This window comes from Streptomyces sp. NPDC048197 (genome assembly GCF_043202395.1).
GTDB classification, from domain to species: domain Bacteria; phylum Actinomycetota; class Actinomycetes; order Streptomycetales; family Streptomycetaceae; genus Streptomyces; species Streptomyces siderophoricus.
Genome location: NZ_JBIDAJ010000002.1, coordinates 171628 through 188376, shown reverse-complemented (window position 1 = coordinate 188376; position 16749 = coordinate 171628). Strand labels below are relative to the sequence as shown.

General features: G+C 67.2%; 10 protein-coding genes. 2 read left to right on the top strand and 8 right to left on the bottom strand.

The genetic code is table 11. The annotated features are described in order from the left end of the window. Nucleotides 1-90: 90 nt before the first annotated feature. The 4 genes from ACGF4C_RS03975 to ACGF4C_RS03960 all read right to left on the bottom strand — a co-directional run bounded on the left by ACGF4C_RS03975 (nt 91) and on the right by ACGF4C_RS03960 (nt 6764). Nucleotides 91-2220: a UvrD-helicase domain-containing protein gene (locus ACGF4C_RS03975; RefSeq protein ID WP_393563033.1), complete on the bottom strand. Its 2130-nt coding sequence runs from the start codon at nt 2218-2220 to the stop codon at nt 91-93. A 62-nt stretch (nt 2221-2282) separates the two neighbouring features. Then, nucleotides 2283-4460, bottom strand: coding sequence for an AIPR family protein (locus tag ACGF4C_RS03970; RefSeq protein ID WP_393563031.1), 2178 nt, complete (start codon nt 4458-4460; stop codon nt 2283-2285). A gap of 94 nt (nt 4461-4554) precedes the next feature. Then, on the bottom strand, nt 4555-6141 hold the full coding sequence (locus ACGF4C_RS03965) for a serine/threonine-protein kinase (protein WP_393563029.1): 1587 nt from the start codon (nt 6139-6141) through the stop codon (nt 4555-4557). A 131-nt stretch (nt 6142-6272) separates the two neighbouring features. Further along, entirely contained in the window at nt 6273-6764 is a 492-nt protein-coding gene (locus ACGF4C_RS03960) for an ATP-binding protein (protein WP_393563027.1), read from the bottom strand. Nucleotides 6765-6875: 111 nt separating this feature from the next. On the opposite strand from ACGF4C_RS03960, the gene ACGF4C_RS03955 reads away from it, so the two are divergent. Both ACGF4C_RS03955 and ACGF4C_RS03950 read left to right on the top strand, forming a co-directional pair. Beyond that, nucleotides 6876-7730: a helix-turn-helix domain-containing protein gene (locus ACGF4C_RS03955; RefSeq protein ID WP_393563026.1), complete on the top strand. Its 855-nt coding sequence runs from the start codon at nt 6876-6878 to the stop codon at nt 7728-7730. Continuing rightward, a complete protein-coding gene (locus tag ACGF4C_RS03950; RefSeq protein WP_393563025.1) occupies nt 7727-7942 on the top strand; it encodes a DUF397 domain-containing protein in 216 nt (71 codons plus the stop codon). The genes ACGF4C_RS03955 and ACGF4C_RS03950 overlap by 4 nt, the downstream gene beginning before the upstream one ends. A gap of 55 nt (nt 7943-7997) precedes the next feature. Here ACGF4C_RS03950 and ACGF4C_RS03945 read toward each other — a convergent pair whose 3' ends face one another. The 4 genes from ACGF4C_RS03945 to ACGF4C_RS03930 all read right to left on the bottom strand — a co-directional run bounded on the left by ACGF4C_RS03945 (nt 7998) and on the right by ACGF4C_RS03930 (nt 16731). Further along, nucleotides 7998-11174, bottom strand: coding sequence for a type I restriction endonuclease subunit R (locus ACGF4C_RS03945; protein WP_393563023.1), 3177 nt, complete (start codon nt 11172-11174; stop codon nt 7998-8000). Then, nucleotides 11171-12478 (bottom strand): restriction endonuclease subunit S, encoded by a 1308-nt coding sequence (locus tag ACGF4C_RS03940; protein WP_393563021.1) that lies wholly within the window; start codon nt 12476-12478, stop codon nt 11171-11173. Before ACGF4C_RS03940 ends, ACGF4C_RS03945 begins: the two co-directional genes overlap by 4 nt. Next, entirely contained in the window at nt 12475-14466 is a 1992-nt protein-coding gene (locus ACGF4C_RS03935) for an N-6 DNA methylase (protein ID WP_393563019.1), read from the bottom strand. Before ACGF4C_RS03935 ends, ACGF4C_RS03940 begins: the two co-directional genes overlap by 4 nt. Nucleotides 14467-14553: 87 nt before the next feature. After that, on the bottom strand, nt 14554-16731 hold the full coding sequence (locus ACGF4C_RS03930; RefSeq protein ID WP_393563018.1) for an N-6 DNA methylase: 2178 nt from the start codon (nt 16729-16731) through the stop codon (nt 14554-14556). Nucleotides 16732-16749: the final 18 nt, after the last annotated feature.

Sequence of the window (16749 nt, the reverse complement as noted above, 5' to 3'; positions counted from 1 at the left end):
CACCGCGACGCCAGCGTCCATAATCGGGCAGAGGCCCGCACGGACACAGACCGGTGGCCGAATCCGGCGCTGGTGCACGAGGCGACCTGACTACAGAACCGCTTCCAGAAGAAACCGACTCGGCCTGCCGGACCACGACACATAGAGCCCGTCCCGGGCCCTGGTGCAAGCCACGAACAACAGGCAACGTTCCGCCAGCAAGTCGGCCTCGTGCTGCAGACGGTCGACGTCCGACGGAGTCACCGCTTTGGGGAACGGCAGGGCTCCGTCGTGCACCCCGATGACGGCGACACACCGGTATTCGAGACCCTTGAAGGCGTGCATGGTGCCGACATTGACGGCGTCTGTGGCAACCTCCACGTCCCCACGCAGGCGGACGGCGGGGACACCGGCGGCCGTAAGAGCTTCGGCCGCCTGCTCACAGGTCTTGTTGAAACGAGCGCTCACACCGATCTCAGCGCACGGAATGCCGCTGTCCAGCCAGCTGCGCACCCGCGTGACCAGTGCATCCAGCTCTGCGCTCTGGGACTGAGCCGCATAGGTCTCCGGCCCTTGGCCGTGCAACGCCGAGCGATAGCCGAGCAGCGTTTCATGGCGGCTGCCGTCCGCCAGCTCCTCGAACGGACGGCCGTGAAGAAGAGCGGTGGACCAGCTGAGGATCTCGTGCGTGGAGCGGTAGTTCTTGCGCATCTTCGTCGAGCGGCCGGTGACTTTGATGCCGATGGTCTTCAGTGACACCTTCGAGTCATAGATGCGCTGGTGCGGGTCTCCTGCGATGAACAAGTCGTCGGGCCGGCCGGGGGCGGCGGCCCGCAACAGCCGCCATTGCGCGGGATGCAGGTCCTGGGCCTCGTCGACGACGATGTGCCGGTAGCGTGGACCGGATCCGTCCAGCAGGTCCGCCGCCTCGGCACAGGTCCCGAGGTACGTGCGCAGACCGTCCGCGGCGAGGCGGCCCGTGAACTCCTCCACGGTGCGCCACACCAAGGGACGAACGCGGACGGACAGGGCGTTCCCTCGCCCCTTCCGCTCGGCGACCTCGTACTCCTCGCAGGTACGCAGGTTCTGCGCCAGGATGACGTGCTTGTACTCCTGGGCAAGGAACTGGGCGGTGCCGGTGAACCCGGTGGCGTGAGCGGCCTGCTCCCAACGGCCCTGCTCCTCGTCGCTGCGCAGCGGCCGACGCAAGGTCGAGACGACACGGCCCGCGAACGCATCAACGGTCATGATGTCGACCCGGTCGCGCAGCGCCTCGTCCTCGACGAGGTCGGCGAGTCCGGAGCGGAGTGCGGCGACGAGCGCGTTGGTGTACGTGGTCAGCAGGATTCGGTCGCCCTCGCGCAGGTGCCGCAGCAGATGGCGTACGCGGTGCAACGCAACCACGGTTTTGCCCGTGCCGGGTCCTCCGGTGACCTGGGCCGGCCCGGAGTACGAAGCCCGGTAGGCCACTTTCTGCTGGGAAGGGTGCAGAAAGACGCGCCAGGCGGCGAAGGGCTTGTCGAGGATGTCGCGGAGCTCGTCGGAGGCGGTGACGAGGGCGATCCGGGTACGGGAGCGGTGGATGGCGGTCTCGTAATCGGTGGTATCGACCGGCTCTGCAGTCCGGTCGGCCAGGTTGACGGCGACCACGTCGCGCCACACGTCTTCCACGGTGAATCCGGCGGCCAGATACTCCAGTACCTCCCGTTGGTCCTGTGGGAAGAACGGCGCGAACACCTCCAGCTGCTCCGGCGTCGTCAGGACGCGGGCCTGGCGGAGAGTGGTGCCGTCGACCCCGAGTGCTGCCAGGTCACCATCGGAGAACTTGGCGAACAGTCGCTCCTCACGGGCGGGCGCGATGCGTTCGTAGGCCGGGGTGAGTTCGTCGAGCATGGCGATGTCGCGGATCTCGACGGCCTGAGTGACCGTGTTGATGCTCGCCTTCTGCTTGACCGCCCAGGCGATGGCCTTGTCGTGCGGCATCACCCTCAACAGGACGTATGTGTCTCCGCTTTCGGGAGCCAGGAGGACACCACGGGTGCCCTGGTCGATGCGGATGGTCCGAATGTGAGGATCACGGGCCCGCTTGAGGGACTCCAGCTTCAACCCCGGATCCTTGAACAACTGCTCCAGGGTGAGGTCCTGGAATTTCTCCCAGGCGTCGAAGACACCTTGTTTCACCGACCCCTGGAGCTTGCCGAGCTGAGCGCAGAAGGAGATGTCGAAGGCGAGTCGGGGCATGGCGAGCGGTTCTCCTCAAGCGGTTCCAAGGGGCGCCGCGGCCGCGCCCCGTCGGGCATTCGTCAGTCGCGTGGTGTGTGCACCGGCTCGTCCTCGTCCGGCTCTTCCAGTTCGCCGAGGACCCGCCAGGCGAGATCGGCGAGGGTCTCGCCGGTTTCGGTGACCCACCGGGCGGTGCCCTGGTTGGCCACAGGCCGCTTTTCCCATTCGGCGAGTTCCCACATCCGGGTGATCAGACCGGACGGTGAGTACTGCTTTCCGTCGGCGGCCCACAGGATCGGCTTGGTGCGGTGCGGGGTCCAGCTGGCCCGGCCCCGTTTGTCGTCCTGGGCCAACCAGTCCTTCAGAGCCTCGGCCTCGAGCGGATAAGCGGTGGACAGGACAAGCGGGGCGCCCTCCTCGAGTGTCCCCTTGTCGACGAGGACGTGCACCGCGTTGGGGCGGCGGGGTTTGCGCTGTGCGGGAACCCGGCGGTACTTGTCCTGTGCGGCCAGGCTCTCCGAGTCCGCATCGGCGCGCAGTACGCGGCCGGCGACCTCACGGCAGCGGGCGACGTCCGCACATACGGCCCGGATCTGCGAACGTTCGCCGTAGAGCTCGTCGATCGCCCCGGCAACCGCGGGCAGCAGCTCCTTGACCAGAGCGGGCACCTGCTGCACAGCAGCAGTCGCCCACTCCTGCTTCGGGTCCGGCTCGTCGATCGACTCGGTATCGAGGTGACGGAAGACGAGATGGGTGAGCAGATAGAGGCCGTGCTCGGTGAGCGCGGCACCCCGGCCCTCGTACCCCGAACGCACGGCATGCAGCGTACGGCGGACCTCCCGGAGTATCTGAACTGAGTTCCAGAGGAGATAGGCGCTGGGTTGCGGTCGGAACAGCACGTCGTAGATGCCCTGGGAGCCGCGTTCCCACAGCACATCCAGGGTGGTGGCCATCCTGGCCGCGTACTGGCTGTCGGGGTGGGCGCAGGCCATCGCACACGCCGCTTCGACCACGGAACAGCCGGTGTCCTCGGTCGGATCCAGTTCACTGCGGCGGACGCTGTATTCCAGACCGAGTTCGGCCCGCATGTCCTCCAAAATGGCAGCCTGTACAGGGTCCAGGGCAATGAAGTCCCGTGCTTCCACCCGGTTCTGGCGGTTGGTGGCCTGGGTGGTCCGCTTGGCGAACTCCTCGGCCTTGCCCGTGACGATGATCCGGACGCCCACCTGGGCATCCGCCGCCGCGTCATCCGCGGCTACGGCCTCGGCCACCGACCGCACCGTCTGGGCGCCGTTCACGACGCTGGCGTTGTGCAGGGTCAGGGTGATCGGGCGGGCCTGGGGATTCCGGAGGGCCTGATGTACCCGTTCCACCGACTCGCACAGGACGGTGACGCCGTTGTTGTAGTACCAGAAACTGGCGGGCTCTTCGGTGAGGGTGCTGATCAGTTCGTTGTTGATCGGGGTTCGGCCGAGCGGATTGCGGATGTTCAGGTTGAACAGGTTCGCGCCGTGCTCCATCCATCGGGCCACCTGCTCGGCCTCGATCACACCTTGGTACGACTCGTACGGGAGGCTGATCGTGAACCACGGGAACAGGTCGGCCGTCAGCTCGACAGGGTTGGGTGCCAGGTCCTTCCGTACGGATTCCCAGACCTCGGGCCCCAGGATGATCCGGTGGCCCAAAACCTTTCCGTGGCGGTTGAACTCCTTCTCGCCGTCGATCAGCGCGTGACGGAAGCCCTCACTCACCTCGTCGGCCCGCATCAGCACGACGACCTGGGTGATCTTGGTCGGTCCCTTCGCCATGACAGCCTTGGCGTACTCGGCCAGCTGCCTGCCGCGCGGGTTGAACGCGGCGAAGTCCTCGTCGTCGATCAGCCGCAACCCCGCGAGCAGCTCCCAGACGGTCTCCCGCTCGCCCTTGGCTTTGCCGTCCTTGCTCCATTTGGCCTGGACGAGATAGACGTGCGGGTCCGGCCCATCCACCACCGCAATGGCGTCGATGCCCTTGTCCGCGATGCCGTCGATCACCGTGAGCGCCGCTTCCTGCGGGCTGAATCCGGTGACGATCCGGACGGCTTGGGCGGTCAGGGCCCGCGAGAGCATGCGCTTCTCAAAGTCCTCATCCGTCTTCCCGGCCAGGTCACTCCCGTCGATGAGACCCGAATCCAGGTAGACGGTTTTCAGGGCTTGTTTCACCTGACGGACCTGCAGGATCACCTCCTGCTTGCCCTTTCCGGCGTGCGCAGTGGTCATGGCTTCCCGCCCTCCCCGGGCCGTCGGTTGTGCTGTGGAACGACCGGCCCCGGTCAAGATCGTCCCACGGGCGCCGCGTGCTGCGCGGCGCCTTTCAGGAAGCCGACCCGTCGAGGTCCAGCCGGATCAACGCCAGCGCCTCCGCGATCTCGGCGGTCAGCTCGTCGTCCGGCCTGTAGACCACGCACAGGTCCTCGTGCAGCGGCTCCAGGATGTGCCAGGCGTCAGCCGCCCGCCCCTGAGCGAGCATCAGCATCCCGATGTCGCGGCGCAGTTCGACGGCTTCTTCGCTCACGTCACCGTCGACGGAGCGCACAACACAGAGAATGCCCTGCAACGCAGCGAGAGCCTCCGTGACCTGGCCCAGTTCGGCGCGGCAGCGCGCGGCCTGGGCCCGGCAGGCGCGGGCGTGTTCGCTGGTGGGGCCGTGGATGCGGCCGTAGGCGTCGGCGAGCGCGTCGAACTCGGGCAGTGCGGCGCGGTAGTCACCGCCCAGCAGTCGGATCGCGGCCCGCTGGGTCCGGAGCTCCAGGACCTGCCGGCTCTCGGAGCCGAGTGCGCGGGCGGCCGGTTCAATGATCTCGCCGAGCACCTCGGCGGCCTGCGCGAACCGCTCCTCTTCGAGGAGGGCATCCGAGTGCGCGTACGCCTCCTTGATCTCCTCCCGGAACGCACCCAGCACCGCGGCGGGAGCGAGGGGTGCGGGCGACTGCCCGTCCGTGCCGGGGACGCGCGGCCCGGTCTGGGCTCGGGAGCGCGGCGCGTACGGGTTGCGGAAGAGCCCGGTCGGGTCGGGTACGCCGGTCGGTCCGGCCCCGGCCGGTGCGGGTGCCGCGCCGGGCGGTGGCAGGAAGGGGCGCAGGCGCTCGTACACGTCCTGGATATCGGCGGGCCGCGACTCCAGCGCCTTGCGCAGCAGGTGGAGGACGAGTTCCTCCAGTGCGGGCGGGACGTCCGCCCGCAGCTCGCGCAGCGGGGTGGGGGCGGCGTTGACGTGCTGGTACATGAGCACGTACTCGCTGTCCGCGCTGAACAGGAGCTGCCCACTGAGCAGTTCGTGCAGGATGCAGCCCAGCGCGTACAGATCGGTCTGCGGGGTGATCCGCCCGCCGCGCACCTGCTCCGGCGACATGTACTGGTAGGTCCCGATCGGCGTACCGGTGGCGGTCAGCTTGGTCACGTCGGTCCGCAGGATCGCCGCGATCCCGAAGTCGAGGACCTTCACCGTCCCGTCGCGGGCGACGAGGATGTTGCCGGGTTTGAGGTCGCGGTGGATCGCCGGCACCACGTGGGCGTGCGAGAGGACGGTCGCCACCTGCGCGACGACGGCCGCCGCCCAGGCCACCGGGAGGGGACGGCCGGGTTGGACGTACGCGGACAGCGGCACCCCGTCGACCAGTTCCATGACGAGGAACAGCCGCTCCAGCGAGTCGTCGAGCACCGCGTCGTACACCTGCGGCACGCCCGCGTGCTGGATCCGGGCGGTGATCCGCGCCTCCCGCCGGAACCGCTTGGCGAACTCCTCAGCGAGCTGCGGTGAGCTGATGGCCTGCTGCCGTATCAGCTTCACGGCCACGGGCCGGTCGAGCACGGCGTCATAGCCGCGCCACACGTCCCCCATGCCGCCGTGACTGAGCTCCTCCAGGAGTTCGTAACGTCCGGCGATCTTCTGCTGCGGCACCTTGCCCGCCCCCGTCGCGTCTTTGCGCCGGCACGCGTACACGGTGGTGGCGTCGGCCGGCTCGACATGGCCGAGAACAAGTCTTGCGGGCGGGACGATCTTCCGTCCAGAAAGTGCGCGGAGTTCGGCAGTTATGGCTGAGATACGCCCCTCACCGCACCAGCCCGCGGCCAGTCGTACTCGGCCCACACGGTCTTACCGGGCGCGCCACCGGCACGAGGGGACCAGCCCCAGCGATCGGCGAGGCACTCGACGAGCAGCAGGCCGCGTCCGCCGGGGCGGTCGAGTGCCGGAGGGCCTGCCGTCGGCTCCAGGAGCCGTTCGCCGCGGGTGTCGATCACCTCCACGCGTACGGTCTCGGCGTGGGCGGTGAGCCGCAGAAGGAAGTCCCGGCCGGGCACGCGCCCGTGGCGGACGGCGTTCGCGGCGAGCTCGGCGACAAGCAGGGCGAGCGTGTCGTGCGCCTCGGTGGCGTAGGGGATACCCCAGGCGTGCAGACGCTCGGCGCAGAGGCGACGGGCAAGGCGGGCGCCCCGCGGAGTGGAGCTGAACCTCATCTCGAAATGGTGGCTGGCGTGGCTGAGTTGCGCGGTCTGGGTGTCGCCCACGGGGTTGCTCGTCATGTCTCCACGGTGAGGCGTGGTGGCGTAGCGTGACCATGAGTGACGCGCCGTCGCCATGCTCTTGTACGCGGGCGGCAGGCGTGCTGTACGTGGCGGGGAGAGGCGGCGGCGATGGAATACGAGGACCAGGGCGAGCGGGAGCTGGTGGGGCAGCGCCCTGAGGACGAACCCGGTTCGGGTGTAGTGACGGCGTTCGGGCGCCAGTTGAAGTTACTGCGGGTGCGAGCGGGGCTCGAACGGGCGGAGTTCGGGAAGCTGGTGGTGTACGCGGCCCAGCCGATCGCCTCGTTCGAGCAAGGGCGGCGTATCCCCCCGCCGCGGTTCATCGACCAGGCGGACGAGGTGCTGGGCGCGGGAGGTGTGCTGATCGCGTTGAAGGAGGAGGTGGCGCGGGCGCAGTATCCGGCGTTCTTCCGGGACATGGCTCGGCTGGAGGCGGAGGCGGTCGAACTATGTGTCTACGACACGAACGTGGTCAATGGGCTGTTGCAAACCGAGGAGTACACGCGGGCGCTGCTCAGGATGCGTCGGCCGCTTCTGGACGAGGAGACCATCGAGTTGCGCGTGGCAGCTCGGCTCGCGCGACACGACATCTTCCATCGATGGCCGGCCCCTCTGCTGAGCTTTGTGTTGGAGGAGTCCGTCCTCCGCAAAGCGCTCGGTGGCAAGTCTGTCCTTCGCGGCCAGTTGGAACAGCTCCTGCTGGTTGGCCAGAACCGGAACGTGGAGCTTCAGGTGATGCCGCTCGACCGCGAGGACAATGCGGGAGTGGATGGACCGTTCACCGTGATCACTCGCAAGGGCGGCGAACAGCTCATGTACACCGAAGTACAGGGCCGCAGCCGCCTGTTGACTGATCGCGACGAGACACGGCTGGCGGCTGCCCGCTATGGGATCATCCGGAGCCAGGCTCTCGCTCCACGAGAGTCACTGCGGTTTATCGAGAAGTTGCTGGGAGAGCTATGAACACCGGAGAGACCTCGCCTGCGCGGCCGGAACTCGCTTGGTTCAAGAGCAGCTACAGCGGTGCCGAGGGCGGTCAGTGCGTTGAGGTGGCCGCCACTGCCGACTCCGTGAACGTTCGAGACTCCAAAAGGCGACTCGAAGGGCCCGTGCTGATCGTAGGGCGCGAGGCGTGGGCTGGGTTCATCAAAATGGCTTCCGGTACGCAGGCGTAGCAAACGGGCGGGGCCCGCGTACACCTCAGTGGCGTACGCGGGCCCCGCCTCCGTCTCAGTCCTCGTCGTCCACGCCCGCCTCACGGCGGATCATGCGCCATGCCGCGCGGCGTGCGCTGCGGTCGAGGTTGGACTTGAAGCTCCGGTCGGCGCCGAAGTACTGGCGGCCCATGCCGGCGATGGTGTCGATGTGGTCGGCCATCTTGTCGGCGAAGACCTTGTCGAAGACCTTGCCGAAGTTGTCCTCGTCGTTGACGAGGGCCGCGGCCTTCACCTTGGCGTCGGCCTTGGCCTCATTGAACGGCTTGGCAAGATCTTCCTCGGTGAAGTCCGTGCCGAACTTGGCGTTGAACTTCTCGATCAGCTCCGACAGGAGAGACTTCTCCGCCTCCTTGGCGCCGCCCGTGCCCTCACCGAACCCCTGCATGAGGGCCGGGCCTTCGGCCGTCAGCGACACATCGTGTTCGCCGGTCTTCTCCACCCGCAGGTGGCTGAGGTCCACGTCGCCTATGTCCACTCCTCCGTCGGTACGGCCCCTCAGTCGGGTAAGGAGGTAGCGGCCGTAGAGGTGCAGTCGCTCCAGGTCGGCATCGCGGTAGGGCACGATCTGGGCGAGGAAGCCGTACTTGCGCACGTAGTCGTGCAGATCGGCGCGGAAGTCCTCGGCCGTCTGGACGTGATCCTCGTCCTCGTCGTCATCTCGCAGTGCCTCGTAACGCACGACGGCCGGGGAGAGGATGCGGTACAGCTCGGCGTGCAGCTTCTCCCACCGGGCCTGCGATCCTGCGGCCTTCTGCTTCGCCTCGAAGAAGGCGGTGGCGAACTCGTCCATGTCCGCTTCCGAGATGATCGGCGCGGACATGACCCGACTCTGCGCGGTGTAGAGGAGGTTGGGGTCCGAGGGGAGGGTCTGTGCTTCCTCGAAGTACGGGCGGAAGGCGTCCTTGATGTCCTCGGCCTCGTTGGCGAAGTCCAGGACGGCGAGGTCGGCCTGTGCCTTGCGCTCGGCGGTGCGGTTCAGCCGGGAGAGGGTCTGCACGGCGGAGATACCGGTCAGCTTCTTGTTGACGTACATCGTGGTCAACAGCGGCTGGTCGAAGCCCGTCTGGTACTTCTCGGCGACCACCAGGATCTTGTACTCCTGCTTGCCCTTCGCTCCGGCCTTCACGGCCCTGTCGTCGGCGCGGGTGTAGCCGAACGCCTTCGGGAGCGCGCTCTCGGCGAGCCCACCGTTCTCCTTCGTCTCGGTGGTCTCCTCACCGTCGATGGTGAGCGATCCGGAGAACGCGACCAGGACGCCGAGGTCCGGGAACTTGGTGTCGTAGTCCCGGTCCTTGATGTAGCTCTTGATGGCCCGTGCCATCTGGGCGGCGGACTGGCGGGACGCGGTCACCACCATCGCCTTGGCGCGTCCGCCGAGGCGTCCGCGGGTGTGGCTGACGAAGTGCTCGACGATCACCTGGGCGTGCTGGGAGACGGTCGAGTCGTGGGTGAGCGCGTGCCGGGCGAGAAGCGGGTTCGCCTTGGAGGGGTCGACTTCCTTCTCGTCGGGGTTCTTGTTCACCAGCTTCCAGTACGTGTTGTACGTGACGTAGTTGCGCAGGGGGTCGAGGATGAAGCCTTCCTCGATGGCCTGGCGCATGGAGTACGTGTGGAAGGGCCGGTAGGTGGTCTTGCCGTCGATCTGCTCGGGGGTGCCGAAGAGTTCGAGGGTCTTGGCCTTGGGGGTGGCGGTGAAGGCGAAGTAGGAGAGGTTGGCCGCCTTGGACCGGTCCTCCGCCTTCTTCATCAGCTGCTCGGTGACGGTGAGGGTGGTCGCACCAGGGTCCTCCGAGTCCGAGTCCAGGCCGAGATCCCGCAGGGCCGCGCGGACGGCCGTGGCGGCGTCGCCGGACTGGGAGGAGTGGGCCTCGTCGAGGATGATCGCGAAGGTGGTGCCCTTGATCTCCGTCGGGTTGCGCTGGATGTAGTCGAGGAGCGCCGGGAAGGAGTGCAGGGTGACGGTGACGATCTTGCCCGTGTGGCGGGACAGGGCGCGGGCGAGCTGCTCGCTCTTGGCACCGCTCTTCTCGTCGATCTTCACGACCAGACCGTCGGTCTGCGAGAAGCTGCCGACGGTCTCGCGGAGCTGGGCGTCCAGGTTCCGGCGGTCGGTGATGACAATGACCTTGTCGAAGACGGGTTCACCGGGCTTGATGAGACCCGCGGCCAGCGCCTTGGTGTCGAGGGCGCGCGGGTCGGTGTCCGCGTGGAGGTCGGAGAGGCGATGGGCGAGCCAACCGATGGTGTTCGACTTGCCCGAACCGGCCGAGGCCATGATCAGGTAGTCCTGCCCGGCTCCGTGGGTGGCGGCATGGGCGGTCAGCTTCTTGACCACGTCCCACTGGTGAAAGCGCGGGAAGATCGTCGTCTTCTCGGTCTTGGTCTTCTGCTGATGAACGAACCGCTGGAGCAGGTCGAGCCAGTTTTCCCGCTCCCAGACCTGCTCCCAGAGGTAGGAGGTCGCGTACTGGCCGAAGCCGGTAGGGGCGGGGTTGCCGGCGCCACCGGGGAGACCTGGCCCCTTGGAGCCGGTGTTGAAGGGAAGGAAGCGCGTGTTCTTCCCCTTGAGCTGGGTGGCGACGAAGACCACGTCCGGGTCGACGGCGAAGTTCGCGATAACGCGGCGCGTGAAGATCAACTCGGTAGGGTCGCGGTCGGTCCGGTACTGCTCCTTGGCCTGCTCGGCACCCTGCCCCGTGAGGGGGTTCTTCAACTCCGCGGTGGCGATGGGGATGCCGTTGAGGAAGAGCGTCAGGTCGAGCTCGTTGCCCCAGTCCGCTTGCTTGGTGGCGTAGCGGAGTTCGCGGACGACGGTGAGGCGGTTGGCGCGATAGCCCTTGAGTACGGAGTCATCGGGCACAAGGTTGGGCTTGAAGTAGGCGAGGCGGATGCGGACGCCGCGGTCCTTGACGCCGTTACGAAGGACGTGCAGCAGGCCGTCATCACCGATGGCCTTGTCGAGGCGCCTGGCGAAGCCGCGCTCAGCCTCGTCGACGTTGCCGTAGACGGTGCAGAGCTCGTACCACTCATCGTGCTGGGAGTTCTTGATGAACTCGAACAGCTCGTTGGTGTCGAGCCCGAGATCAGCCGTGTAGTCCTGGGGCCGCGCCTCGCGCCACCCTCGCTCGGGCGCGGTCATGGCGGCGACTATGGCGGAGCCGAATGCGGACTCGTTGTGGATGGGGCTCATACAGTGACTCCGTCCGTTACGTTGCGTCCGCTGGCGGTGGATACGTCGAACTGGCCGGTTACGGCTGCGGTGATTAGGGCTTGGCGGCGTTCTTTGAGTAGGACCAATTGCCGGTCGAAGCGTTCAGCTAGGACGTCAATCCTGCTGGTTTCCTCTTGAATCCTTTTGACGATTTGATGCTGCTCCGGAACCGGAGGTAGGGGAATCTTGATCGCATAGAGATCAGGCATAAATACCGTCACGTTCGTGGTCCCCACCTGGACACTCTCGAAATACTGGCGCATGGATCGAAGGAGCATCAAGAGATACATCGGGACGATCCTCTTGCCGCAGGTCCACGTGACGAAGTGCTGACTCACGGCCATATCGACGCCCATGATTGTCGAGAAACCAACAGATGCCGTTCGGGACAGTACGACAGTCCCCGCCGGGTGCAAGTTAGCAGATGAGTTCGCCACACCCAGTTCACTGATCGTTTGCTGAGTGGTGACAAGCTCTGTCTGACGGACATCGCGCATGCGGCCCACATCAAACAGTGAGATCCACGGGATGGTACAACTCTCCCAATACTCAGGCTTTCTTCTGCTCGGAGTGTGCCCACTCCCCAGTGACGCTACGAATTTCAGCGGCACCAATCTCCAGTGCTCGGGGATCTCTTTGATCCATCCGAGTCCCGTGTGGAGACGTGGCCCCGGGGTCTCAACTCCGGCACTCAAAGCATGCACTGTTCCCCAGCGGCGTTCGTCGAGCAGATTGCGCCCTTTGATAGCCGCCGCAATGCTGCGGTCAATGCGGGCAGTCTCGGCATCGAGGAAGTCTGCGACGCGGCGCTGCTCATCCGTCGGAGGCAGTAGCAGCGGAAGCTTACGGAGCATGTCCCAGGGAATGTCGAACTGAGACGGAGGCATCCATTTAGAGATACGCTTCAGCTCAGCCAGATAAGGATTGGAGCGAAGCAGGTAGTGCAGAAATCGAGAGGTTGATTGGCCGGCAGGGCGGCATACAAAGTAGGCAGGGCTCACGATTCCTTCGAATTTCGACATCCCAAAGCCACCCTGCCAAGTGCGGAGCTTATTGAACACGATGTCATTGGGCTGAACCACGAGATATCGAGAGAGGTCCTCACCGAGCTGGTTGTGATTATCGCTGCGTGAGTTGCGTGGAACAACACCGGCCTCCAGATAAACAGATAGGGGCGGCAATTCCGGGCTCCCCATCTCCTTGACCCGTGGCGCTACTGACCAGAGGTCGCGCCATTTCCAGCCGGCCGGAGCGGCGATTCCGGCCAGAGCTCCAGTGCTCATTTCGTCACCTCACCCAGCAACTCCTGGATCTCCGCCTCCAGAGCCTTAAGCTCCGCATCGATCTCCGCCAACGGCCGCGGCGGCTCGTATACATAGAAGTGCCGCGTGAACGGGATCTCGTACCCCACCTTCGTCTTCGTGTGGTCGATCCACGCATCCGGCACGTGCGGCAGCACCTCCCGCTTCAGGTACTCCTCGACGTCCTCCCCCAACGGCACGTTCTCGTAGTCCCGCAACTCGGCGTCCGGCTCCGGCTGGCCCTTCACGAGCTGCACCTCGCCCTCCGGATCCCGGACGCCCACCGTGTCCCGTACCGCCTTCGCGAACGGCGCACCGGTCGGCCAGAGCAACCCGGCCCCCACCACCGCGTCCTTCAGCGCGATCAGCGCCTCGGACTTCGTCGCCCACGACGAGCCCAGCAGCGTACGCACCGCGCCAACGAAGGCGTCCGCGTCCGCCAGCCTCTGTACCGGCTTGGCTGCCGCCAACGCAGCCAGCGTCTCCTCCGTGACCTCGAAGCGCAGCTTCAACGGCCGTTCCACTGTGATGCGCTGGTAGCCAAACGCCTCGTTGTCGAAGACCTTGACCTTCCCGTGGAACGGGTGGTCCGGGTCGGCCGCCGCACCAATCGCTTCCTCGTACAGTCGCGTCACGTCCGCGATGTGCTGCTTGCCGAGTTCCTTGCGCTTGTCGCCGAGCGACTTGCGCATCTTCTGCCACTGGTCGCGCGCGTCCAGCAGCACGACCTTCCCCTTGTGGTCCGCGGACTTACGGTTCGTCAGAATCCAGAAGTACGTGGAAATACCGGTGTTGTAGAAGAGCTGGTCCGGCAGGGCGACGATCGCCTCCAGCCAGTCGTTCTCCAGGATCCAGCGACGGATCTCGGACTCACCCGAGCCGGCCGCGCCCGTGAACAACGGGGAGCCGTTGAAGACGATCGCGATGCGGGAGCCACCCCGCCCGTTCACGTCCACCGGCTTCATCTTCGAGATCATGTGCTGGAGGAAGAGAAGCGAGCCGTCGTTGATGCGCGGCAGGCCCGCGGCGAAGCGGCCGGCTTCGCCCAGGTGGTTGTGCTCGTACTCGACCGCTTCCTTGACCTTCTTCCACTCCACGCCGAACGGCGGGTTGGCCAGGAGGTAGTCGAACCTCTCGCGCTGGTGGCCGTCGTCGGAGAAGGAGTTGCCGTAGGCGATGTTCTCCGGGTCCTGGCCCTTGATCATCAGGTCGGAACGGCAGATCGCCCAGGACTCGGGGTTGAGTTCCTGCCCGTACACCTCCACCGTGGCGTCACCGTTGTACGCCTTGATGTGTTCCTCGGCCGCGCTGAGCATGCCGCCCGTGCCGCACGCCGGGTCCATCACCGTGCGGACCACACCGGGCAGGCTGAGCGCGTCGCCGTCGGGCGCGATCAGCAGGTTGACCATCAGCTGGATGACCTCGCGCGGGGTGAAGTGCTCACCTGCCGTCTCGTTGGACTGTTCCGCGAACCGACGGATCAACTCCTCGAAGATGTAGCCCATGTTGTGGTTGGACACGTTCTCGGGGTGCAGGTCGAGGTCGGTGAACTTGCCGATGACCTTGTAGAGCAGGTCGGCGCCGGCCAGCTTCTTGATCTGCTGGGTGAACTCGTACTTGTCGAGGACCTCACGGGCGTTGTCGGAGAAGCCCGCCACGTAGATCTGAAGGAGCTGCGCCGCGTTCTGCGGGTCGGCGGCGATCTTCTTCAGGGTGAGATCGCTCTTGTTGTAGAAGGAGTGTCCCGAGGCGCGGCGCAGGAAGTGGTCCGTGTCGATGTCCTGGCCCTCGAAGCGGGCGGCCTCCTCGGCGACCTTCTGACGGGTCGGCTCCAGGACGCATTCCAGTCGGCGCAGGACGGTGAACGGCAGGATGACCTTGCCGTAGTCGGACTGCTTGTAGTCGCCGCGCAGGAGGTCGGCGACGGACCAGGCATGATTCGCCAGTTCCGTGTGCTTACTGCTGTTCAAGGGTTCCCCGGTTTCCTTCCGTGCCGTTCCGCGCATCGAGTGCGGGTGCGGACAAGTGTGGTCTATCGGCGGGCGCTCAGGTGGCGATCAGGACGAATCGGCGGTCGACGAGCCCGGAGGGGGCGGTGGCGGGATCAGCGCGCCCCCCGTGAGGCCGCCCGCCAGGAGGCCGGCCATCTCCTCCGCGAGCCGCGTCGCCTTCCGGGCCTCGGCGCGCAGGGCGTGTACGTGCCGGAACGCCCTGCCGTAGCGGCGCTGTTCTTCGAGGGGCATGAGGGGGATGCGCAGGCGCCCCGGCGCGACGTGCAGCACCGTGCTGCCGGTCGACGCGCCCGCGATGTTGTCTTCGGAGTCGAGGAATCCAGCCAGGAACCAGGGGTCCAGGCGAGTGGGGTCGGGGCGGAGGAGGTGGACGTTGGGGCCGAGGAGCGCGCCGACGTCCCGCTCGTCCGCGACGCGGGCCATCGGGCCGGGGCCGCCTGCGATCGCCCGTACGAGGACGTCGCCCGCGGCGATGGCGGGTGCAGCCTCGGCACGCAGCTCGGCCGGGTCGCCCGACGGGGCCGAGCCGCTGGCGATGTCGGTCCCCGTAAGAACGGAGGTGGCAGGGGAAGACGCGGCTCCGCCGTCGGCTCGCGGTGTCTTCGGGTCCGGCACCGTACGCAGCAGGGTCAGCGCGCCGCCCCGTGCGAGGTCCGACGCGGTCGCCGTACGCCACTCCTTGACCGAGGAACCCGCCGCGACCCAGCCGGTGGGGCCCGCGGCTCGCACGAGTGACTGGGCTGCCACGGTCAGTTCGCGGCGCCCGGTATCCGCGCGGGCGGCCAGTTCGGCGGGGTCGATGTCCGTGCGCGAGCTGCGGACCTGGCGGGCGGGGGTGAGGTCGACGAGGTCGTCCAGCAGGTCGACAACGGGCACTGCGCGGGCAACGGCGGGTTCGCCGGTGAAGGCGTCCGGCGCAGTGGCGAAGGCTTCCCAGTGGGTGAGCGTCCGTGCGCTGAGTGCGGTCCAGTTCAGGGGGGTGCGGGCGGAGCCGGTGCGGGTCGCGACCGCCGGGCGGCCGGGCTCGCTGCCCCCGGCGGTCCCCTCCGATGCGCCGGCCGTGTCGATGAACAGCACGGACTTTCGTTCCGCACCGCCCGGTTCCGGTCGTTGCAATACCCAGAGCTGCAACCCCACATGTAGCGGCGGGGCGGCCCCGACCGGCAGTGCGACCACGGCCCGTAGAGCGCCGCTGCGCAGCAGCTCCGCCCGGACCCGGCGCCCTGAGGCGCGAGTAGCGGTGGCGGGCGGGAGGATCAGCACCGCCCAGCCGCCCGGGGTGAGGTGGGCGAGTGCGTGCTGGATCCAGGCGAGTTCCGATTCTGCGCGCGCGGGGACGCCGTACGCCCAGCGCGGGTCGTAGGCCAGTTCGTCGTGGCCCCAGTCGCGGTCACCGTAGGGCGGATTGCACAGCACCGCGCCGACCGTGAGACCGGGGAACGCGTCGGCACGCAGGCTGTCGCTGTCCCGGACGGTGATCTCTGCATGGGGGGTCGCCAGCAGCAGGCTGACCGCGCTGCGCTGGGCCTGGACGGCGAGGGCGTCCTGACCGTAGAGCTCGGTCGCGCCGTGCCGGGCCGCGGCCTCCAGCAAAGTGCCGCTTCCGCACGCCGGGTCCAGGACCCTGCGTACAGAGCGCGGGAGCAACCGGGCGGCCAAATCGGCCAGTTGGGCCGGAGTCTGGTAGGTGCCGCTCGCGGCGCTGTCCTCCAGTTCCCGTTCCGCGAGTACGCCGAGCGCGGCCTGGCCCCCCTCGTCCCGTACACAGCGGAGCAGGGCCCGCAGGGCCGCGCCATCCGCGGGCGTGAAGCGGATGGCGTTGGAGCCTGGGACCGTGTCCGCGAGTGCCGTCGCCTCGGCTGTGGCACGAGCGGCGAGCTCGCCGTCCGTGAGTTCCGTGAAGGTGGTCAGTTCGTCGGGGGCGTGACGTGAGGCTGCGAGGACGAGCGGCAGTAGCGCGGTTCCACCGGCGGCTGCCGCTTGTGCGTGCAGACGCAGGGCCGTGCGGAACTCCTCCCGCGGGCCGGCGGTCGTCGTGTGGCCCCTCGCGGCCAGCCACGCCTGTACCGCCTCCAGGTCGTAGAGCGGGCTGCTTTCGGTCCCGCCGGACGGGGGCGGGAAGTCGTCGTGCCTCCGCCGCCAGTTGCTGACGGTGGCGCGCGTGACCCCGGCGATGCGCGAAATCTCGGCGGCCGTCACGTGGGCGGCGGATGACTGCGGCATGGCGGGATGAGCCTCTCA

Coding starts and splice junctions, on each gene's coding strand:
- ACGF4C_RS03975 (WP_393563033.1), bottom strand. CDS start 2,220: ATGCCCCGACTCGCCTTCGACATCTCCTTCTGCGCTCAGCTCGGCAAG.
- ACGF4C_RS03970 (WP_393563031.1), bottom strand. CDS start 4,460: ATGACCACTGCGCACGCCGGAAAGGGCAAGCAGGAGGTGATCCTGCAG.
- ACGF4C_RS03960 (WP_393563027.1), bottom strand. CDS start 6,764: ATGACGAGCAACCCCGTGGGCGACACCCAGACCGCGCAACTCAGCCAC.
- ACGF4C_RS03955 (WP_393563026.1), top strand. CDS start 6,876: ATGGAATACGAGGACCAGGGCGAGCGGGAGCTGGTGGGGCAGCGCCCT.
- ACGF4C_RS03950 (WP_393563025.1), top strand. CDS start 7,727: ATGAACACCGGAGAGACCTCGCCTGCGCGGCCGGAACTCGCTTGGTTC.
- ACGF4C_RS03945 (WP_393563023.1), bottom strand. CDS start 11,174: ATGAGCCCCATCCACAACGAGTCCGCATTCGGCTCCGCCATAGTCGCC.
- ACGF4C_RS03940 (WP_393563021.1), bottom strand. CDS start 12,478: ATGAGCACTGGAGCTCTGGCCGGAATCGCCGCTCCGGCCGGCTGGAAA.
- ACGF4C_RS03930 (WP_393563018.1), bottom strand. CDS start 16,731: ATGCCGCAGTCATCCGCCGCCCACGTGACGGCCGCCGAGATTTCGCGC.